At 64.3% G+C, this 18,502-nt stretch carries 16 protein-coding genes; 12 read left to right on the plus strand and 4 right to left on the minus strand.

Features of this window, described 5'->3' with window-relative positions; genetic code table 11:
- Positions 1-232: 232 nt before the first annotated feature.
- Genes cyoA through cyoD form a run of 4 tightly spaced genes read left to right on the plus strand, consistent with a single transcriptional unit; the run spans position 233 to position 4,054 of the window.
- A complete protein-coding gene (gene cyoA, locus QCE48_RS01400) occupies positions 233-1,123 on the plus strand; it encodes a ubiquinol oxidase subunit II (RefSeq protein ID WP_309786522.1) in 891 nt (296 codons plus the stop codon).
- A 3-nt stretch (positions 1,124-1,126) separates the two neighbouring features.
- Positions 1,127-3,112 (plus strand): cytochrome o ubiquinol oxidase subunit I, encoded by a 1,986-nt coding sequence (cyoB, locus tag QCE48_RS01405; RefSeq protein WP_309786521.1) that lies wholly within the window; start codon positions 1,127-1,129, stop codon positions 3,110-3,112.
- Positions 3,113-3,721, plus strand: a complete 609-nt coding sequence (gene cyoC, locus QCE48_RS01410; RefSeq protein WP_309786520.1) for a cytochrome o ubiquinol oxidase subunit III — start codon at positions 3,113-3,115, stop codon at positions 3,719-3,721.
- Positions 3,722-4,054, plus strand: a complete 333-nt coding sequence (gene cyoD, locus QCE48_RS01415; RefSeq protein ID WP_309786519.1) for a cytochrome o ubiquinol oxidase subunit IV — start codon at positions 3,722-3,724, stop codon at positions 4,052-4,054.
- Positions 4,055-4,110: 56 nt separating this feature from the next.
- Here the strand turns inward: cyoD and QCE48_RS01420 are convergent, their stop codons facing one another.
- Positions 4,111-4,407 carry a YciI family protein gene (locus tag QCE48_RS01420; RefSeq protein ID WP_309786518.1) on the minus strand — a complete coding sequence of 99 codons (297 nt, stop codon included), beginning with the start codon at positions 4,405-4,407 and terminating at the stop codon, positions 4,111-4,113.
- 169 nt (positions 4,408-4,576) lie between these two features.
- Here QCE48_RS01420 and QCE48_RS01425 point away from each other — a divergent pair, with 169 nt between their 5' ends.
- The gene (locus QCE48_RS01425) at positions 4,577-5,389 is read left to right on the plus strand and encodes a MetQ/NlpA family ABC transporter substrate-binding protein (protein WP_309786517.1); all 813 of its coding nucleotides are present in this window, start codon (positions 4,577-4,579) and stop codon (positions 5,387-5,389) included.
- 46 nt (positions 5,390-5,435) lie between these two features.
- Here QCE48_RS01425 and QCE48_RS01430 read toward each other — a convergent pair whose 3' ends face one another.
- On the minus strand, positions 5,436-6,344 hold the full coding sequence (locus QCE48_RS01430) for a bifunctional helix-turn-helix transcriptional regulator/GNAT family N-acetyltransferase (protein WP_309786516.1): 909 nt from the start codon (positions 6,342-6,344) through the stop codon (positions 5,436-5,438).
- Positions 6,345-6,685: 341 nt separating this feature from the next.
- Here QCE48_RS01430 and QCE48_RS01435 point away from each other — a divergent pair, with 341 nt between their 5' ends.
- The 5 genes from QCE48_RS01435 (at position 6,686) to nagE (ending at position 14,145) form a co-directional block, all read left to right on the plus strand.
- Positions 6,686-7,420, plus strand: coding sequence for a GntR family transcriptional regulator (locus tag QCE48_RS01435; protein ID WP_309786515.1), 735 nt, complete (start codon positions 6,686-6,688; stop codon positions 7,418-7,420).
- Between the two features lie 169 nt (positions 7,421-7,589).
- On the plus strand, positions 7,590-8,693 hold the full coding sequence (nagA, locus tag QCE48_RS01440) for an N-acetylglucosamine-6-phosphate deacetylase (RefSeq protein ID WP_309786514.1): 1,104 nt from the start codon (positions 7,590-7,592) through the stop codon (positions 8,691-8,693).
- Positions 8,686-9,693, plus strand: a complete 1,008-nt coding sequence (locus QCE48_RS01445; RefSeq protein ID WP_309788303.1) for an SIS domain-containing protein — start codon at positions 8,686-8,688, stop codon at positions 9,691-9,693. Before nagA ends, QCE48_RS01445 begins: the two co-directional genes overlap by 8 nt.
- A gap of 11 nt (positions 9,694-9,704) precedes the next feature.
- On the plus strand, positions 9,705-12,287 hold the full coding sequence (ptsP, locus tag QCE48_RS01450) for a phosphoenolpyruvate--protein phosphotransferase (RefSeq protein ID WP_309786513.1): 2,583 nt from the start codon (positions 9,705-9,707) through the stop codon (positions 12,285-12,287).
- Positions 12,288-12,363: 76 nt separating this feature from the next.
- Positions 12,364-14,145, plus strand: a complete 1,782-nt coding sequence (nagE, locus tag QCE48_RS01455; RefSeq protein ID WP_309786512.1) for an N-acetylglucosamine-specific PTS transporter subunit IIBC — start codon at positions 12,364-12,366, stop codon at positions 14,143-14,145.
- Between the two features lie 136 nt (positions 14,146-14,281).
- Here the strand turns inward: nagE and rpoH are convergent, their stop codons facing one another.
- Positions 14,282-15,217 carry an RNA polymerase sigma factor RpoH gene (gene rpoH, locus QCE48_RS01460; RefSeq protein ID WP_309788302.1) on the minus strand — a complete coding sequence of 312 codons (936 nt, stop codon included), beginning with the start codon at positions 15,215-15,217 and terminating at the stop codon, positions 14,282-14,284.
- 371 nt (positions 15,218-15,588) lie between these two features.
- On the opposite strand from rpoH, the gene QCE48_RS01465 reads away from it, so the two are divergent.
- Complete coding sequence (locus QCE48_RS01465) at positions 15,589-16,155, plus strand: acyloxyacyl hydrolase (RefSeq protein ID WP_309786511.1); 567 nt, start codon at positions 15,589-15,591, stop codon at positions 16,153-16,155.
- 45 nt (positions 16,156-16,200) lie between these two features.
- Positions 16,201-16,584, plus strand: a complete 384-nt coding sequence (locus tag QCE48_RS01470) for a nuclear transport factor 2 family protein (protein ID WP_087629292.1) — start codon at positions 16,201-16,203, stop codon at positions 16,582-16,584.
- A gap of 35 nt (positions 16,585-16,619) precedes the next feature.
- Here QCE48_RS01470 and leuA read toward each other — a convergent pair whose 3' ends face one another.
- On the minus strand, positions 16,620-18,272 hold the full coding sequence (gene leuA / locus QCE48_RS01475) for a 2-isopropylmalate synthase (protein ID WP_309786510.1): 1,653 nt from the start codon (positions 18,270-18,272) through the stop codon (positions 16,620-16,622).
- Positions 18,273-18,502: the final 230 nt, after the last annotated feature.

The following is an 18,502-nucleotide window of genomic DNA, read 5'->3' on the forward strand; positions in this document are numbered from 1 at the left end:
TCAGACATCCTGATGACCGTGATGACGACGCTTGTCACGTTTCTAAGAACGTTTTCAGACAAACGCCCGTAGGCAGGGGCGTTTAGACGCATTCGTTATGTTGACCGCGGTCAATTTCCGCATGGGTGCGCCTGCATAAAATTTCGCGCTGTAACGCTCCCCAGCGCGTCTCCAACGGCGGCGCGCATCTCTCTTTCGTCTGGAACGAATCAATGAAGATCAGGCAAATGAAATGAATGGAAAACTTTTAAGAGGGATCTTGCTTCCCTTCTCGGTCGCGCTGATCTCGTGTCTCTCCGGATGTAGCAACCTCGATCTGCTGAATCCCAAAGGCAGCGTCGGAGTGGCCGAGAAGGATCTGATTACGACGGCGACAATCGCGATGTTGATCGTCGTGATACCGGTCATCATCATGACGTTGGTGTTCGCGTGGCGTTATCGCGCGTCGAACCGCAATGCCACCTACGCGCCGAAGTGGGCGCACTCGACGGCCATCGAAGTGGTCGTCTGGACCATTCCCACGCTGATCATCCTCTTCCTCGGCATCCTGACCTGGAAGACGACGCACGAACTCGATCCGTACAAGCCGCTCGAGTCGTCGGTGAAACCGATCAACGTCGAAGTCGTCGCGCTCGACTGGAAGTGGCTCTTCATCTATCCGGACCTCGGCATCGCGACGGTCAACCAGCTCGCGTTTCCGGTCGGCACGCCGGTGAACTTCCGCATCACGTCCGACTCGGTGATGAACTCGTTCTTCATTCCGCAGCTCGGCAGCCAGATCTACGCGATGGCGGGCATGCAGACGCGTCTGCATCTGGTCGCCGACCACTCGGGAGACTTCGCGGGCGTATCGGCCAATTACAGCGGTCACGGCTATGCCGACATGAAGTTCCGCGCGCTCGCCAAAACGCCGGCGCAGTTCGACGAGTGGGTCGCGGGCGTGAAGGCGTCCGCCGACCGCCTCGACATGAACGCCTACAACGTCGTGACGCAGCCGAGCGCGAATCAGCCGGTCCGGTATTTCTCGACCGTCGATTCGAAGCTCTTTCGCAACATCATCGCAAAGTACAACAACGGTAACGTCCTGGACTTCAAGGATGCTGCCTGCGCAACGCAGGGGTAACGCATGTTCGGAAAACTCACACTGTCGGCGATCCCTTTCGATCAGCCGATCATCATGGGAGCCGCGGCCTTCATGGCGCTCCTGGTACTCGGCGTAGGCGGCGCGCTGACTGTCTACGGCAAGTGGAAATGGCTGTGGACCGAATGGCTGACGAGCGTCGACCATAAGCGCATCGGCGTGATGTATTGCGTCGTCGCGGTTCTGATGCTGGTGCGCGGCTTCATCGATGCCGTCATGATGCGCGCGCAGCAGGCCGTCGCCTATCTCGATCCGGGCTTCCTGCCGCCGCATCACTACGATCAGATCTTCACGGCGCACGGCGTCATCATGATCTTCTTCATGGCGATGGCGCTGATGGTAGGCTTCTTCAACATCGTGGTGCCGCTGCAGATCGGCGCGCGCGACGTCGCGTTCCCGTTCCTCAATTCGCTGAGCTTCTGGATGACGGCGATCGCCGCGATCCTGATGAACGTCTCGCTCGTAATCGGCGAATTCGCGCAGACCGGATGGCTCGCCTATCCGCCGCTTTCGGAGTTGCAATACAGTCCGGGCGTCGGAGTCGACTATTACCTCTGGAGCTTGCAATTGTCGGGCGTCGGCACGTTGATCACGGCGATCAACTTCTTCGTGACGATCGTCAAGATGCGCGCGCCTGGCATGACGCTCATGAAGATGCCGGTGTTCACGTGGACGGCGCTCTGCTCGAACGTGCTCATCATGGCGACGTTCCCGATCCTGACGGTCGCGCTGGCGCTGCTCGGTCTCGACCGCTACATGGGCATGCACTTCTTCACGAACGATCTCGGCGGCAATCCGATGCTGTACCTGAACCTGATCTGGGCGTGGGGGCATCCCGAGGTGTACATCCTCGTGCTGCCGGCGTTCGGCATCTATTCGGAAGTGGTAGCGACGTTCGCTAAGAAGACGCTGTTCGGCTACAAGACGATGGTGTACGCGTCGTGCGTGATCATGATTCTGGCGTTCCTCGTGTGGCTGCATCACTTCTTCACGATGGGATCGGGCGCGAACGTCAACGCCTTCTTCGGCATTATGACGATGATCATCGCCATTCCGACCGGCGTGAAGATCTTCAACTGGCTGTTCACGATCTATCGCGGCCGGCTGGAATTTTCGTCGCCCATCCTGTGGACGATCGGCTTCATCGTGACGTTCACGATCGGCGGCATGACGGGCGTGATGCTCGCGATTCCGGGCGCCGACTTCCTGCTGCACAACACGCTCTTCCTGGTTGCGCACTTCCACAACACGATCATCGGCGGGGTGGTGTTCGGCTACATGGCGGGCGTGACGTACTGGTTCCCGAAAGCATTCGGATTCAAGCTCAACGAGAAGCTCGGCAAGTGCGCGTTCTGGTGCTGGTTCGTCGGCTATTTCGTCGCGTTTACGCCGCTTTACGTGCTCGGCTTCATGGGCATGATGCGACGCATGAATCACTACGACAATCCCGCCTGGCAGCCGTGGCTGATCGTGGCCGCATGTGGTGCGGGCATCATCGCAGTGGGCGTGGTGTTCCAGGTCGTGCAGGTGATCGTCAGCGTGCGCAACCGCCATCTGCCGGCGTACCGCGACGTCACGGGCGATCCGTGGGGCGGCCGCACGCTCGAATGGGCGACGAGCTCGCCGCCGCCGGTCTACAACTTCGCCAATCTGCCGGTCGTCCATGAACTCGATGCGTTCGCGCACATGAAGGAAACGGGGCATGGCCTCGGACGCGATACGGTTTATCGCGACATTCACATGCCGTCGAATACGAGCGCTGGCTTGTTTGTCGGATTGTTCAGCCTCGGGCTGGGTTTCGCCGGCGTCTGGCACATCTGGTGGCTCGCGATCGTGGCGCTGGTCGCGATCGCGGTCACGGTGATCGGCTACAGCTTCCGTCGCAACGACGGCTATTACATCGAAGCTTCGAAGGTCCGCACGATCGAGAAGACGTACAGTCCCGCGCCTGCGGCAGTGGAGGTCGTTTAAATGTTGCAGAAAACTCTCGTTCTCGATCCGTACGATTCCGGCGAAGAACACGTCCCGTCGCATTCGGTCTTCGGTTTCTGGCTGTATCTGATGACCGACTGCGTGATCTTCGCGTCACTGTTCGCCACGTTCGGCGTCATGGCGCACCAGTTCGCGGGCGGTCCGAGCGGCAAGGAGCTCTTCGATATCCAGGGCGTCGCGCTCGAAACCGCGCTGCTGCTCCTGAGCAGCATCACGTTCGGCTTTGCGATGCTCGGCGCGCACCGCCGCAAGAGCGGTACGGTACTGATGTGGCTTGCGGTCACGTTTGTGCTCGGCCTTGGGTTCCTGTGGCTGGAATTCCGCGAGTTCGGACATCTGCTCGACGAGGGCTTCGGCCCCGGCCGCAGTGCGTTCCTGTCGTCGTTCTTCACGCTGGTCGGCACGCACGGCCTGCACGTGACGCTCGGCCTCGTCTGGATGGTCGTGCTCGCCGCGCAGGTCATCTGCAACCCGGAACTGTCCGAGCGCGAAATTCGCCGGCTCACGTGCCTGAGCCTTTTCTGGCACTTTCTGGATATCGTGTGGATCGGTGTCTTTACCTTCGTCTATCTCGGGAGCGTGATCTAAATGAGCCATGCGCACTCTTCAACGGCGGACCACGGGCACGGCACGCTCGGTAGCTATGTCGTCGGCTTCGTGCTTTCGGTGCTGCTCACCGCAGCCGCGTTCGGCCTCGTCATCAAGCGCGTGCTGCCGCCCGATACCGCGCTGCTCGTGCTCGGCGCGCTGGCGTTCGTGCAGATCGTCGTTCATCTGGCGTACTTCCTGCACCTGAACACGTCGCGCGCGCAACGCTGGAATCTGATCGCGTTCGGCTATACCGTGCTCGCGGCAGCGTTTCTGATCGTCGGCACGATGTGGGTCATGCACAACGTGTCGATGAACATGATGTCGCGTTAAACGGATAACGCGAACGTTCCGATTAGGAAAAGGCGGCCATTGGCCGCCTTCGTCGTTTACGCGTGCGCGGGCGACGGCAGGTTCAGGCCGGGCGCGAGCCGTGTCGCCTTGAATTCGATCACTTCGTAGTGGGCGAGCTTTTGGTCCGCGAACGGGTCTTCGGCGAGGATCGAATCGAGCCGGTCGCGATCGATCGCCGATGCCAGGATGACCCCGCCGTCGCGCGGCACCTTCGGACCCGCGGCGATGAAAATGCCCGCAGCGAACTGCCGTTCGAGGAAAAGGCGATGCGCATCGAGTGCATCGTCGATTTCGGCAAGCGCGCCGGTATAACGCAGATTGATGACGTACATGTCGGTCGTTCCGGTTTGGATGATGGACGATTCTAAGCCGGACGGCCCTTTTCACGCCGGCGCCGGTATAACGACATTCCAATTGCATATTTCCGTTTGCACCACGAGTGTGCGAATATCCGCGGCCTCAGGCGAAGTACCCGTCACCTTGTATCGAAGCGAGAACACCATGCAGCGCAGACATTTGCTTAAAGCCATTTCCCTCGTCGCGGTATCGGCCGCGCTTTTCACGAGCGCAGTCGCGCACGCCGACGACAAAGTCGTCAAGGTCGGCACCATCGGCGGCCCCGACGCGCAAATCTGGCAAGTCGTGCAGAAGGTTGCCAAGCGCGACGGCCTCGACGTGAAGGTCGTCGAGTTCAACGACTACGTGCAGCCGAACGCCGCGCTCGACGCGGGCGATCTCGATGCCAACAGCTTCCAGCATCAGCCGTATCTCGACAGCCAGATCAAGCAACGCGGCTACAAGCTCGTCAACGCGGGACTGACTTACATTTCGCCGCTCGGCGTCTATTCGAAGAAGCTTAAGTCGGTGAAGGATCTGCCGGAAGGCGCAAAGATCGCGGTGCCGAACGACCCGTCGAACGAAAATCGCGCGCTGCTGCTGTTGCAGTCGCAAGGCGTGATCAAACTGAAGGCCGGCGCGGGCACGAACGGAAGCAACGCAACGCCGCTCGACGTCGCCGCGAATCCGAAGAAGATCAAGCTGGTTGAACTCGATGCCGCGCAGTTGCCGCGCACGCTCGCGGACGTCGACGCCGCCGCGATCAACACGAACTTCGCGCTGGCCGCAGGCCTCCAGCCGGCCAAGGACGCCATCGCGCTCGAAGACGTGCACAGCCCGTATGCGAACCTGATCGCGGTGCGCGCGAAAGACAAGGACCAGCCGTGGGTGAAGAAGCTGGTCGCCGCGTACCAGTCGGAAGACGTGCGTCAGTTCCTGAAGACGGAGTTCAAGGGTTCGATGGTGCCCTCGTTCTGAGTCGATTCAGACGGCAAGACGAATGGCGCCCGACGGGCGCCATTTTTTATGCGTCGATGGAAGTGAGCGATCTTTGCCAGCCATCGTTCGCCGCTGCAAATCCACGGCTCACGACGAACCCGCGAAGATCGGCATGGGCTTCGTCGAACGAGCAGGAGAGTTGCTCGCAGCCCGCGTCGACCGCGAACCGCGAACAGGCGTCGACGAGACGCGAGCCCAGTCCTTGCCGGCGCGCGCCCGGCTCCACGAACAGCAGTTCGATGCGCGCTAGCCTTGCCGACCCACGCATCAGCATCGCGGCGCCGATTCGCGAGCCGTTATCCTGCTCGGCGATCCAGCACACAGCCGGCCGCGCACCGTGGCTCGCGTGAGACGCCGAGTCGAGGAAGCGCGTCACGACCGACGCCGCGCGCGTTTCCATGTCCGGACCGGCGTTGTCAGGCGAAGCAAGCTGGGCGCAGCGCTCCACGATCCAGCCGAAATCGCCGCGTCGCGGACTGCGCAGACGCACGCGTTCCCGCTCGACGGGAGGCGAGAGCAGGCGTTCGATATCCGCCATCGACGACATGAGTTGTGCGCGCTCGCCCGCGGTCAAACGATCGAGCGTTGCCGATACTTCGCCGATGCTGCCCGCGCCGATTTCGTCGAAGGCCGTGCGGCCCGCTTTGGTCAGGATCAGGACGTGTTTGCGCGCGTCGTCGATGCTCAGTAGCCGCACGAGAAGGCCATTGCGTTCGAACCGGGTCAACAGCCTGCTCAGATAGCCGGTGTCGAGCCCCAGGCTGCGTGCGACTTGCGCCGCCGTCTGCGGCGGGTCGTAGACGAGCGTCTGAAGTACCCGCACCTCTGCCATCGAAAAAGCGCTCTGGCGCAGGCACTCTTGCAGGCCACGCGTGTAGCGCGAATAAAAGTGATTGAAGCGCCGGACGGCCTCGGCGGCGCGGTCGGAATTCACAGTCATCATTCCTTGTTCTCTCAGTGTCTAGTTTTATGTGTCTTCATTACTTCAGAGTCCGAAGCAACTTCGTCTATTGTGCCGCGTAAAAGCACGCCCGCGCACTTTTGTCGAAACGAACGAACTGGGCGCTTTCTATGCGGACCAGTCGGCATCGAGTGGACTGTACATGCGGGTAAATCCCGATGCTTCCGAGCATGTTCGCGGACCTGCGGTTTACGATATAAGTAACTGAATTTAAACAATAAAACAAGCCTCGCCGGAGGCGGTTTGCCAAAATTGACTGGTATTATTTTGGTTATATAATGGGCTCCGACAAACGCTTCTGACCGGAAAATCCGATGGACGAACGATGGCGCGAACTGGCTCCCGATGCGCAGAACAGCACGCCGCTCTATCTGCAACTCGCCGCCCGCCTCGCCACCCGGATTCATGCGGGCGCATGGTCGGCGGGCGAGGCGCTGCCGTCGGAGCGAACGTTGTCGGAGAGCGTCGGCGTGTCGCGGATCACCGCGCGCAAGGCCATCGCGCTTCTGGTCGAGCAAGGTCTGATTCGCCGGGTGCGCGGCGCGGGCAGCTTCATTACGCCGCGCGTCGAAGACCCGCTGTCGCGGCTCACCGGTTTCACGACGAAGATGGAGCAGCGCGGCTTCACGCCCGACTCGGTCTGGCTCGCGCGGGAAGTGCGCACGGCGAGCCGCGACGAAATCGTGCGTCTCGGTTTGTCGCCGGGCGCGGGCGTCGCGAGCTTGCGGCGCTTGCGTCGCGCGGACGGCATCGTGATGGCGGTCGAGCATTCCACGCTGCCCGCTTCGGTCGTGCCGCAGCCGGCGGCGATCGGCGCATCGCTGTATCGGTATCTGGAGGAGCGCGGCATGTCGGTCGTGCGCGCGTTGCAGCACTTTCGCGCGGTCAACGCGGGCGCGGAGATCGCGCGCCTGATGGGCGTGGCGCCGCGCGCGGCGCTGCTCGTCATCACGCGTATCGGTTATTCGGCAGAACAGCGCGCCATCGAACTGACGGACACGTATTGCCGCGACGACTACTACGATTTCGTCGCGGAGCTTCACCGCTAGCAGCACAAAAAAGCGTCGGCATGACAGACGCGCACGACCCATAAAAACGAGAGGACAAAGACGCCGGACGCAGTTTTCGCCTGCTCGCAGCATGGCGCGCCCGGATTTCAGCCTCGAGTCTCAGGCTCAAACCTCAGGCTCAAACGCATCGCGTTTCACAGAGAACTTCATGCTCAAAGGAAACATCCTCACGACCGACGGCTGGATTCACGGCTCGATCCGCTTCGAGAACGGGCGCGTCACGGCGCTCGACGGCGAGCGCGTCGATCCGTCGACCAATGACGCGCCGTACATCCTGCCCGGCTTCATCGACCTGCACGTGCATGGCGGCGGCGGCGCCGACATCATGGAAGGCGGCGACGCCGCTCAGACCGTCGCGCGGCTGCACGCGCAACACGGCACGACGAGCCTTCTCGCCACGACGATGACCGCCCCGCGCGACGAACTGTTGAGCGTCGTGGCCGGCCTCGGCGAGCAGGCGAAATACCGCGTGCCGGGCGGCGCGCGCGTGCTCGGCGTGCACCTGGAAGGTCCGTACATCAATCCCGGCAAGCTCGGCGCGCAGCCTGACGCGGCGGCCGTCGCCGTGCGCGACGAAGTTTTGAAATACCTCGCGCTCGCGCCGATCCGCGTGGTCACGATCGCGCCGGAAATCTCCGGGCATCTGGACATCATCAGCGAGATGGCGGCGCGCGGCGTGCGCGTGCAACTCGGCCACTCGCTCGGCACCTACGACGACGCCGTCGCCGCGCTCAAGCACGGCGCGCGCGGCTTCACGCATCTGTTCAACGCGATGTCGCCGCTGCATCACCGCGATCCCGGCATGGTCGGCGCCGCGCTCGCGCATGCCGAATACGCGGAACTGATCCCCGATTTGCTGCACGTCCATCCGGGCGCGATTCGCGCGGCATTGCGCGCGATTCCGCATCTGTACGTCGTGACCGACAGTACCTCGGCGTCCGGCATGCCCGACGGCGAATACCGCCTCGGCAGCCAGCACGTCACCAAATGCATGGGCGGCGTGCGGCTCGCGGACGGCACGCTCGCCGGCAGCACGCTCACGATGGACCAGGCGCTGCGCAATCTCGTGTCGCTCGGCCTGCCGATGGCGGACGTCTCGAACCGCCTGTCGCGCAACGCCGCCGATTACCTCGGTCTCGAAGACCGCGGCCGCATCGCGCGCGGCGCGTGGGCCGATCTCGTCGTCATCGACCGCGAACTCGCGCTGACGGCCACTTATGTCGAAGGAGAATCGATTGTCGAATATGCTTAGTGAGGCGCTCGCCTCGGCCGATGTGGTCGAAGCCCAGCTCGCCGATACCTCGAATATCGAGGCCCTTGCCGTCAAGCTCGCCGAAGCGCCGCGTCATGTCGCGCTGACGGTCGCACGCGGTAGTTCCGACCACGCCGCGAGCTATTTCGCGAGCCTCACGATGAGCCGCATCGGCGTGCCGGTCGCGTCGCTGCCGATGTCGGTCGCCACCTTGCAGCAGGCGCCGTTGCGCGTCGCTGGGCAACTCGCCGTCGCGTTCTCGCAGTCGGGCAAGAGTCCCGATCTCGTCGGCACGATGCAGGCGCTGCGCGAAGCGGGCGCGTTCACTGTCGCCGCCGTCAACGCGCCGGGTTCGCCGCTTGCCGACGCCTGCGAATGGCACCTGCCGCTGCTCGCCGGCGCGGAACTGAGCGTCGCCGCCACGAAAAGCTATATCGCGATGCTGTCGCTTTCCGCGATCGTGATTGCGCACGTGCAGCGCGACGTCGAATTGCTGAACGCGCTGAAGACGCTGCCGGACGCGTTGCGGGTCGCGGGCAAGCTCGACTGGTCGAAGGCCGTCGACGAACTGAAGGGCGTCGATCGCATGATCGTGATCGGCCGCGGTCTCGGGCTCGCGATCGCGCAGGAAGCGGCGTTGAAGCTCAAGGAAACCTCGGGCATCCAGGCCGAAGCGTTTTCGAGCGCGGAAGTGCGTCACGGCCCGATGGAACTGATCGACCAGGACTATCCGCTGCTCGTGTTCGCGCCGCGCGGACCGGAGCAGGCGGGCCTGATCCAGCTTGCATCCGACATGCGCGCGCGCGGCGCACGCGTGCTGCTCGCCGCCCCCGACGACGTCGCGCAAGCCGACTTGCCGCTCGCGGTCACGGACCATCCGGCGCTCGATCCGATCGCCGCGATTCTTTCCTTCTATGTGATGGCCGCCGGTCTCGCCGCCGCGCGCGGACGCAATCCCGATGCGCCGCGTCACCTGAACAAAGTCACCGAAACTCACTGAGCGAGCCCCCGATGCGCCGTGCCGAGGAGTCACTGTTGAACCATTCCACCGCTAAACCGTTCGTGTTGCTCGCGCCTTTCACCGGGCCCGTCGTGCCGCTCGCCGATGTCCCCGATCCCGTCTTCGCGGAAGGGATGTTCGGCGACGGCATCGGCATCGATCCGCTCGACGGCGTGCTCGTCTCGCCGTGCGACGGCACGATCACGCATCTCGCGCGCACCCATCACGCCGTCACGCTGCGCACGCCGGAAGGCGCGGAAATCCTGCTGCATATCGGTATCGACACGGTCGAACTGGGCGGCGCGGGCTTCACGCCGAAGATCGCGCAGGGTGCGCAAGTGCGCGCCGGCCAGCCGCTGATCGAATTCGACGCCGACTACGTCGCGCAACACGCGCCGAGCCTCGTCTCGGTGATCGCGGTCGCCAACAGCGACGCGTTCGAGGTCGTCGAGCGTGCCGGGCGCGGCGTGCTGAAAGCGGGAGAGCGCCTCCTCGTGCTGCGCGCGAAAGACGGCGCGAAGGCCGACGCCGCCCGCAGCGACGCCAATTTCACCGACGAAGCCCGCCGCAACGTGACGCTCGCGCACGCGGGCGGCCTGCATGCGCGGCCGGCGGCGCGCGCCCGCGAAGCGGCGCGCGGTTTCGACGCGAAGGTCGAAGTGCGCTACGAAGGCCGCAAGGCGCCGATCGAAAGCGTCGTCGGCTTGCTGGGACTCGGCGCGGGCGAGGGCGCGACGGTCGAACTGCTTGGCATCGGCGCGCAGGCGGCGCAAGCCGTCGAAGCGGTCGCGGCGGAACTGCTGCGCGCCGCGCACGGCGAAGTGGAAGAAACGCCCGCGCGCGCCAAATCACCCGCGCCGCAGACGCTCGCGCGCACGCCGGGCCAGCCGCTCGACCCGAATACGCTCGCGGGCGTGTGCGCGGCGCCGGGCATCGCGGTCGGCAGGCTCGTGCGCTGGGACGATCAGGACATCGCGCCGCCCGAGCAGGCGAGCGCCACGTCGGCGGCGGAAAGCCGCGCGCTCGATCGCGCGATCGCAACCGTCGATGCCGAACTCGGCGAAACCGTGCGCACCGCGTCGCAACGCGGCGCGGTCGGCGAAGCGGGGATTTTCGCGGTGCATCGCGTGCTGCTGGAAGACCCGACGCTGCTCGACGCCGCGCGCGATCTGATCAGCCTCGGCAAGAGCGCGGGTTTCGCGTGGCGCGAAGCGATCCGCGCGCAGATCGTGCTGCTCGGCAAGGTGGAAGACGCGCTGCTCGCCGAGCGCGCCGCCGATCTGCGCGACATCGAAAAGCGCGTGCTGCGCGCGCTTGGGCTAACGAACACGGCGGCGCGCGCGCTGCCCGACGAAGCCGTGCTCGCCGCCGACGAATTCACGCCGTCCGATCTCTCGTCGCTCGATCGCACGCGAGTCACCGCGCTCGTGATGGCGCGCGGCGGCGCGACCTCGCACGCGGCGATCATCGCGCGGCAGATCGGCATTCCGGCGCTCGTCGCCGTCGGCGATGCGCTGCATGCCGTGCCCGAAGGCACACAGGTGGTCGTCGATGCGTCGGCGGGACGGATCGAATACGCGCCGACCGCGCTCGACGTCGAACGCGCGCGCACCGAGCGTCAGCGTCTCGCGGGCGTGCGTGAAGCGAACCGGCGTCTGTCGGGCGAAGCGGTCGCCACCCGCGACGGACGCGCGATCGAAGTCGCCGCCAACATCGCGACGCTCGACGATGCGCAAACCGCCGTCGACAACGGCGCCGACTCGGTCGGCTTGCTGCGCACGGAGCTGCTCTTCATCCACCGCGCGTCGGCGCCGACGAAGGACGAGCACGCACAGAGCTACCAGGGCATCGTCGATGCGCTGAAGGGGCGCACGGCGATCATCCGCACGCTCGATGTCGGCGCGGACAAGGAAGTCGATTACCTGACGCTGCCGCCCGAAACGAACCCGGCGCTTGGTCTTCGCGGCATCCGCCTCGCGCAAGTGCGCCCCGATCTGCTCGACGACCAGTTGCGCGGCCTGCTCGCCGTGCGGCCGTTCGGCGCCGTGCGCATCCTGTTGCCGATGGTCACCGATTCGGGCGAACTCGTGCGCCTCAGAAAGCGCATCGACGAACTCGCGCGCGAAATCGGCCGCACCGAGCCGGTCGAAGTGGGCGTGATGATCGAAGTGCCGTCGGCGGCGCTGCTCGCGGATCAACTGGCGCAACACGCCGATTTCCTCTCGATCGGCACCAACGATCTCACGCAGTACACGCTCGCGATGGACCGCTGCCAGCCCGATCTCGCCGCGCAGGCCGACGGCCTGCATCCTGCCGTGCTGCGCCTCATCAAGGCGGCGACCGACGGCGCCGCGAAGCACGGCAAGTGGGTCGGCGTGTGCGGCGCGCTCGGCGGCGATCCGGTGGCGGTGCCGCTGCTCGTCGGCCTGGGCGTGACCGAACTGTCGGTCGATCCGGTCTCGGTGCCGGGCATCAAGGCGCGCGTGCGCAATCTCGATTACCCGCTGTGCCGTCAGCGCGCCGAGGATGCCCTCGCGCTCGAATCGGCGCAGGCAGTAAGAGCAGCAAGCCGCGAAATCTGGCCGCTGGACTAACGTCCGTCCGGCGCGGGGTTTCGCGTCCCGAAATCAAACCCAGCAACGACAAGACCACTATTAATTGGAGAACCCGATGGACGCCAACCCGTTTGCAAAGATGCAGCGACTAGGTCGCGCGCTGATGCTGCCGATTGCCGTGCTGCCCGTGGCCGGCCTTCTGCTGCGTCTCGGCCAGCCCGATGTTTTCAACATCAAGATGATCGCCGACGCCGGCGACGCCATCTTCACGAATCTGCCGCTCCTGTTCGCGATCGGCGTGGCGGTCGGTTTCGCGAAGGACAACAACGGCACGGCGGGTCTGGCGGGCGCGATCGGTTATCTGATCGAGATCGCGGTGATGAAGGACATCGATCCGAAGCTCAACATGGGCGTGCTCTCGGGGATCGTCGCGGGTTCGGTCGCGGGCTATCTCTATAACCGCTACAAGGACATCAAGCTGCCCGAGTACCTCGCGTTCTTCGGAGGGAAACGCTTCGTGCCGATTGTGACGGGCGTCGCGTGTCTGATGCTCGGCATCGTGTTCGGCTATATCTGGCAGCCGGTGCAGCATGCGATCGACGCGGCCGGCCTCTGGCTCACGACGGCGGGCGCGCTCGGCACCTTCGTGTTCGGCGTGCTGAACCGCATCCTGCTGGTGACGGGTCTGCATCACATCATCAACTCGCTTGCGTGGTTCGTGTTCGGCACGTTCACGCCGGCCGGCGGCGCGCCGGTGACGGGCGACCTGCACCGCTTCTTCGCAGGCGACCCGACCGCGGGCGGCTTCATGACGGGCTTCTTCCCGGTGATGATGTTCGGCCTGCCGGCGGCGTGTCTCGCGATGTTCCACGAGGCGCCGAAGGATCGCCGCGCGATCGTCGGCGGCCTGCTGTTCTCGATGGCGCTCACCTCGTTCCTGACGGGCGTGACCGAGCCGATCGAATACACCTTCATGTTCCTCGCGCCGGTTCTCTACGCGATCCACGCCGTGCTGACGGGCCTCTCGCTCGCGATCTGCTCGGCGCTCGGCATTCATCTGGGCTTCACGTTTTCGGCCGGCGCGATCGACTACGCGCTGAATTACGGCCTGTCGACGCGCGGCTGGATGGCGATCCCGATCGGCATCGTCTACGGTTTCCTGTACTACGGCCTGTTCCGCTTCTTCATCCGCAAGTTCAACATGGCGACGCCGGGCCGCGAACCCGCGACGACCGATGCCGAAACCGCGTCGACGGAAAGCGCAGGCGGCTACGTCTCGCCGACGTTGGCGCCCGCAGCGGCTTCGACGCGCGCGGCCCGCTATATTGCGGCGCTCGGCGGCGCGTCGAACCTGACGCTCGTCGATGCGTGCACGACGCGCCTGCGTCTGTCGGTGGCGGATTCGGAAAAGGTGTCGGAAGCGCAGTTGAAGACGGTCGGCGCGCGCGGCGTGCTGAAGCGCGGCGCGACGAACGTGCAGGTGATCATCGGGCCGGAAGCGGACCTGATCGCCGATGAAATCCGCTCGGAACTCGAGCATTCGTCGACACGCGGCGCCACGCCGGCTTCATCGGCGCCGGCTGCCGTGGCTGCGGCTCCGGCGGCGGTTGGCGCGAGCGAGCAAGGCCCGCTCGATCCGGACCCGGCGCGCTGGCTCGCCGTGTTCGGCGGCGCGACCAACGTGTCTTCGCTCGATGCCATCGCGGCGACGCGCCTGCGCGTGGTCGTGCGCGATCCGTCGGCGGTGGATCGTCAGCGGCTCTCGACGCTCGACGTCGCGTGGGTCTCGGCCGATACGTTCCACATCGTCGTCGGAACGGCTGCCGAGCGCTATGCGCGACAACTGGCGACGCGTCTGCAAGGCAACGGCGGCGGCGCGGCGCCTCTGCCGGCCTGACGCGCGCACACGTTCACGCATGACGGAAACGGCGCCTTCGGGCGCCGTTTTTTCATTCGCGGCGCGCAACGTCGGGCACGCAAAAAAGCCCGCCGTCTTTCGACGGCGGGCTTTGCGGTACTGCGTCAGTCAGACGTCAAGCGTAGTCGTGCAACGCCGCCTTCATCTTCTTCATCGCGCTCGCTTCGATCTGGCGAATCCGCTCCGCCGAGACGCCGAACTCGTCGGCCAGTTCATGCAGCGTCTTGCCGCCCGATCCGTCGTCCTGCACGTCGAGCCAGCGCGCCTTGATGATGCGGCGGCTGCGATCGTCGAGCGATTCGAGCGCGTCCGACAAGCCGTCGCTTTGCAGCTTGTCGAACTGGCGCGCGGCGATCACGTTGGTCGGCTCGTTGTTCGAGTCGGCGAGATACGCGATGGGCGCGAAGGCTTCCTCGCCATCTTCGACCTGGCCTTCGAGCGCGATGTCGCCGCCCGACAGACGCGTTTCCATCTCCGCGACTTCCTCGCGCTTCACGTTCAGCTCTTTCGCGAGTCCTTCGATCTCGTCCGGCGTGAACGCGGCGAGGCCGGTCTTGCGGCTGCGCAGGTTGAAGAACAGCTTGCGTTGCGCCTTGGTGGTCGCGACCTTCACCGTGCGCCAGTTGCGCAGGATGTATTCATGGATCTCGGCCTTGATCCAGTGCATCGCATACGACACGAGGCGCACATTCTGCGCGGGGTCGAAGCGCTTCACTGCCTTCATCAAGCCGATGTTGCCTTCCTGGATCAGGTCTGCGTGCGGCAGGCCGTAGCCCAGGTAATTGCGGGCGATCGACACGACGAGGCGCAGGTGCGACAGCACGAGCTGACGCGCCGCTTCGAGGTTGCCGTTCTCGCGGAATTCGGTGGCGTACTGACGTTCCTCCGACGGCGACAGCATCGGAATCCGGTTCACAGCCGAAATATAGGCGTCGATATTGCCGATCTGGCCGGTCAGCATCGACGACTGTGCGTACGTCAGCGCGCCTGCCGATGCGGCCTTGGCCGGCGCCGAGCTCACGACATTCGGAAGGGTCATCGCATTGGTCACGCTCATAAGCTCCTTATCAACAAAAAACCCGGTGCGAAAATTCGCAGCGAGTCACCACGATATTAGCACTCCAGTCCAGTGAGTGCTAAGGATTAGAGCGTCGACTTGTGTGGGAGTTCCCACAAAAGCTATCAAAAATCAAGCCCTGATAGGGCGCATATTACAGTTAATTAAACAGTCATTTTTACCGCGAAGCGCCTCGGGGATTTGGTGGCGTTCGCACGAATTACCGTGGTTCGCCCCATCGACGAAACTTAATTCAGCCTTTCAGCGAAACGAAACACAATTCAAGCACAATTCCGCGATCATCTCTAAAATACGCCAGTGGCCGTCCGAGCGGTCGGTGATCGAAAACCAGTGTCGGGGTGTTCATGCAAAAGAAAAAATGCGCCTGGCTGAATCGTTTCCTGCAATGCGCCGCATTCGCGGCATGTGCGTGCGCGTCGGCGGGCGCGCACGCTGACCGGTTTGGTGTGCAGATTGCGGGCGGCTATTCCGACCGGCAGATCTGGAAAGCCGATCTGGGTCTCGTCTGGGACCCGGAATGGAAGTGGTGGGAGATCGGCGGGTATCACTTCACGATGGTCGGCGAGGGGCATATCTCGTACTGGCATCCGACCCTCGACTACACGGTCAATCCGGACATCTGGGAAGTCGGCATCACGCCCATGTTCCGGTTCATCAAGAGTTCGGGCAACTTCCGGCCTTTCATCGAAGCGGGCGTCGGCGTCCGGGTGCTGTCGCACACGCGCATCACGCCGTTTTTCGCGATGGGAAGCGCGTTCGAATTCGCCGACGTGGTCGGCATCGGCGCGATTTTCGGCTCCCGTCAGAGCTACCAGGCGGGCTTCCGGTTTCAGCACGTGTCGAACGCCGGTATCAAAGAGCCGAATCCTGGTATAAATTTCAGCCAGCTCTATCTGCAGTACAACTTCTGACGGGGAACGCGTGCATCGGTTCCTTGCCGCAAGGGGAATCGACAGATGCCGGCAAAAACTATCGAGGCGATCCGCGGTCTCGAACGCGACCGCTTCCGGGCGATGGTCGAAGGCGACGGCGAGACGCTCGACGCGCTCCTCGCCGACAACGTCAGCTACGTGCACACGAACGGCAAGCGTGAGACGAAACGCCAGTTCATCGACGCGATCACGGCCGGCCGCCGTCGCTACCGGCAAATCGAGATTCAGTCGCAGGACGTGATGCCGGCCGGGCGCGACACGTGTCTCGTGTCGGGGCGCGCGCTGATCGAGATGGAATCGAAGAACGGCGCGCTGCTGTTTCCGATCGCCTACACCGCGGTCCACATTCAGAACTCCGGGCATTGGCAGCTGCTCGCCTTGCAGGCGACGCGGGTGGCGCTCGAATAGCCGTCGCGCCGCCTGCGCCGTTGCCTTCGATTGCGCTACACCGCCACGGCCTCGCTCTGCGCTTCCTGCACGCTCGTCCAGCGCGCCCGATTCACCGCGCTCACGATCGCATCGACGACGGCCAGCGCCGCGTTCGCATTCACCGCGACGCCGAAGCGCATCGGCTCGTCGCCCACGCGGCATCCGACGAACACCGCCGTCTCGCCGCTCGCCGTGCTGGCCGTCTCGAACGACGACACCTGCGCCGCGACGCCGAGCGCCTCTGCCACGGTTTGCGCATAAGACTCGCCGGACGCGGCGGCGGAGGCCGGCGGAATCTTCACGTCGCGTCCGCGAACCCGCAGCGTCGCCGCGCCGATACGTGAGACCGGACCGGCCACGTCGAAATATTCGCGCCGGAACAACGCGCAGACCGCTTCGCCGGACACTTCCTCGCCCGACGCATCCGCGACCGCCTGCACGGCGTGGCTGAACGCGATCTGCACGCGGCGCGGCGGCGTGAAGCCCAGGCCGCGTTCGAGCAGATACGTCGCGCCGCCCTTGCCGGACTGGCTGTTCACGCGGATCACGGCGTCGTAGCTGCGGCCGAGATCGGCGGGATCGATCGGCAAATAGGGCACTTCCCACACCGTGCCGGGCTCGCGCTGCGCGAAGCCCTTTCGGATCGCGTCCTGATGCGATCCCGAAAACGCCGTGAACACGAGATCGCCCGCATACGGATGGCGCGGATGCACCGGAATCTGGTTGCAGCGCTCGACGACGCGCCGCACGCCGTCGATGTCCGAGAAGTCGAGGCCCGGATCGATGCCTTGCGTGTAGAGATTCAACGCGAGCGTGACGAGATCGACGTTGCCGGTGCGCTCGCCGTTGCCGAAGAGACACCCTTCGACGCGTTCCGCGCCCGCGAGCATCGCCAGTTCCGCGGCGGCAACGGCCGTGCCGCGGTCGTTGTGCGGATGCACCGAGAGGACGATGCTGTCGCGATAGCCGAGGTTCTTGTCCATCCACTCGACCTGGTCCGCGAACACGTTGGGCATCGCGGCTTCGACGGTCGCGGGCAGGTTCACGATCATTTTGTGATCCGGCGTCGGGCGCCACATTTGCGCGACGGCGTCGCAGACTTCGCGCGCGAACGAAAGCTCCGTCATGCTGAACGTTTCCGGCGAATACTGATACGTCCAGTGCGTACCGGGCCGCGCGGCGGCGCATTCCTTGATGATGCGCGTGCCCTCGACGGCCAGCGCCTTCACTTCTTCCTTCGACTGATTGAAGACGATGCGCCGGAACGACGGCGCAATCGCGTTGTACAGATGCACGATCACCTTCGACGCGCCTTCCACCGCTTCGAACGTGCGCTCGATCAGTTCACGGCGCGACTGCACGAGCACTTCGATGGTCACATCGTCGGGAATGCGCTTCTCGACGATCAGCTTGCGCACGAAATCGAAATCCGTCTGAGATGCCGACGGAAAGCCCACTTCGATCTCCTTGAAACCCGTCGCCACCAGCATCTCGAAGAATTCGAGCTTCGCTGCGATGTTCATCGGCTCGATCAGCGCCTGGTTGCCGTCGCGCAGGTCGGTGCTCATCCAGACGGGCGCTTTTTCGATGGTGCGCGTCGGCCAGCGGCGGCCGTTCAAACGGACTGGCGGAAACGGACGGTATTTCTCGGAAGGGCTCTGCATCATGATCGTCGACCTCGTTGATCGCGGGTTGCGCAAGTTGCGTAGCGTCTGCGAGAGAGGCCCGTGCCGGCGGCTGGCCGGCCCTTGCCCGATGCACGCCGAGATGCTTTCCCGCGCGCGCGGCCACGTTGCGTCACGGCGATGGTGACGCCTGCGACCAACGTGAACGTGCGCGAAGCAGCGTGCATGTGACCCTCGCGTTTCCGCATCGCGGGATGCGCGAACGAAAAGCT

The sequence above is a fragment of the Caballeronia sp. LZ024 genome (assembly GCF_031451455.1).
GTDB classification, from domain to species: Bacteria; Pseudomonadota; Gammaproteobacteria; order Burkholderiales; family Burkholderiaceae; genus Caballeronia; species Caballeronia telluris.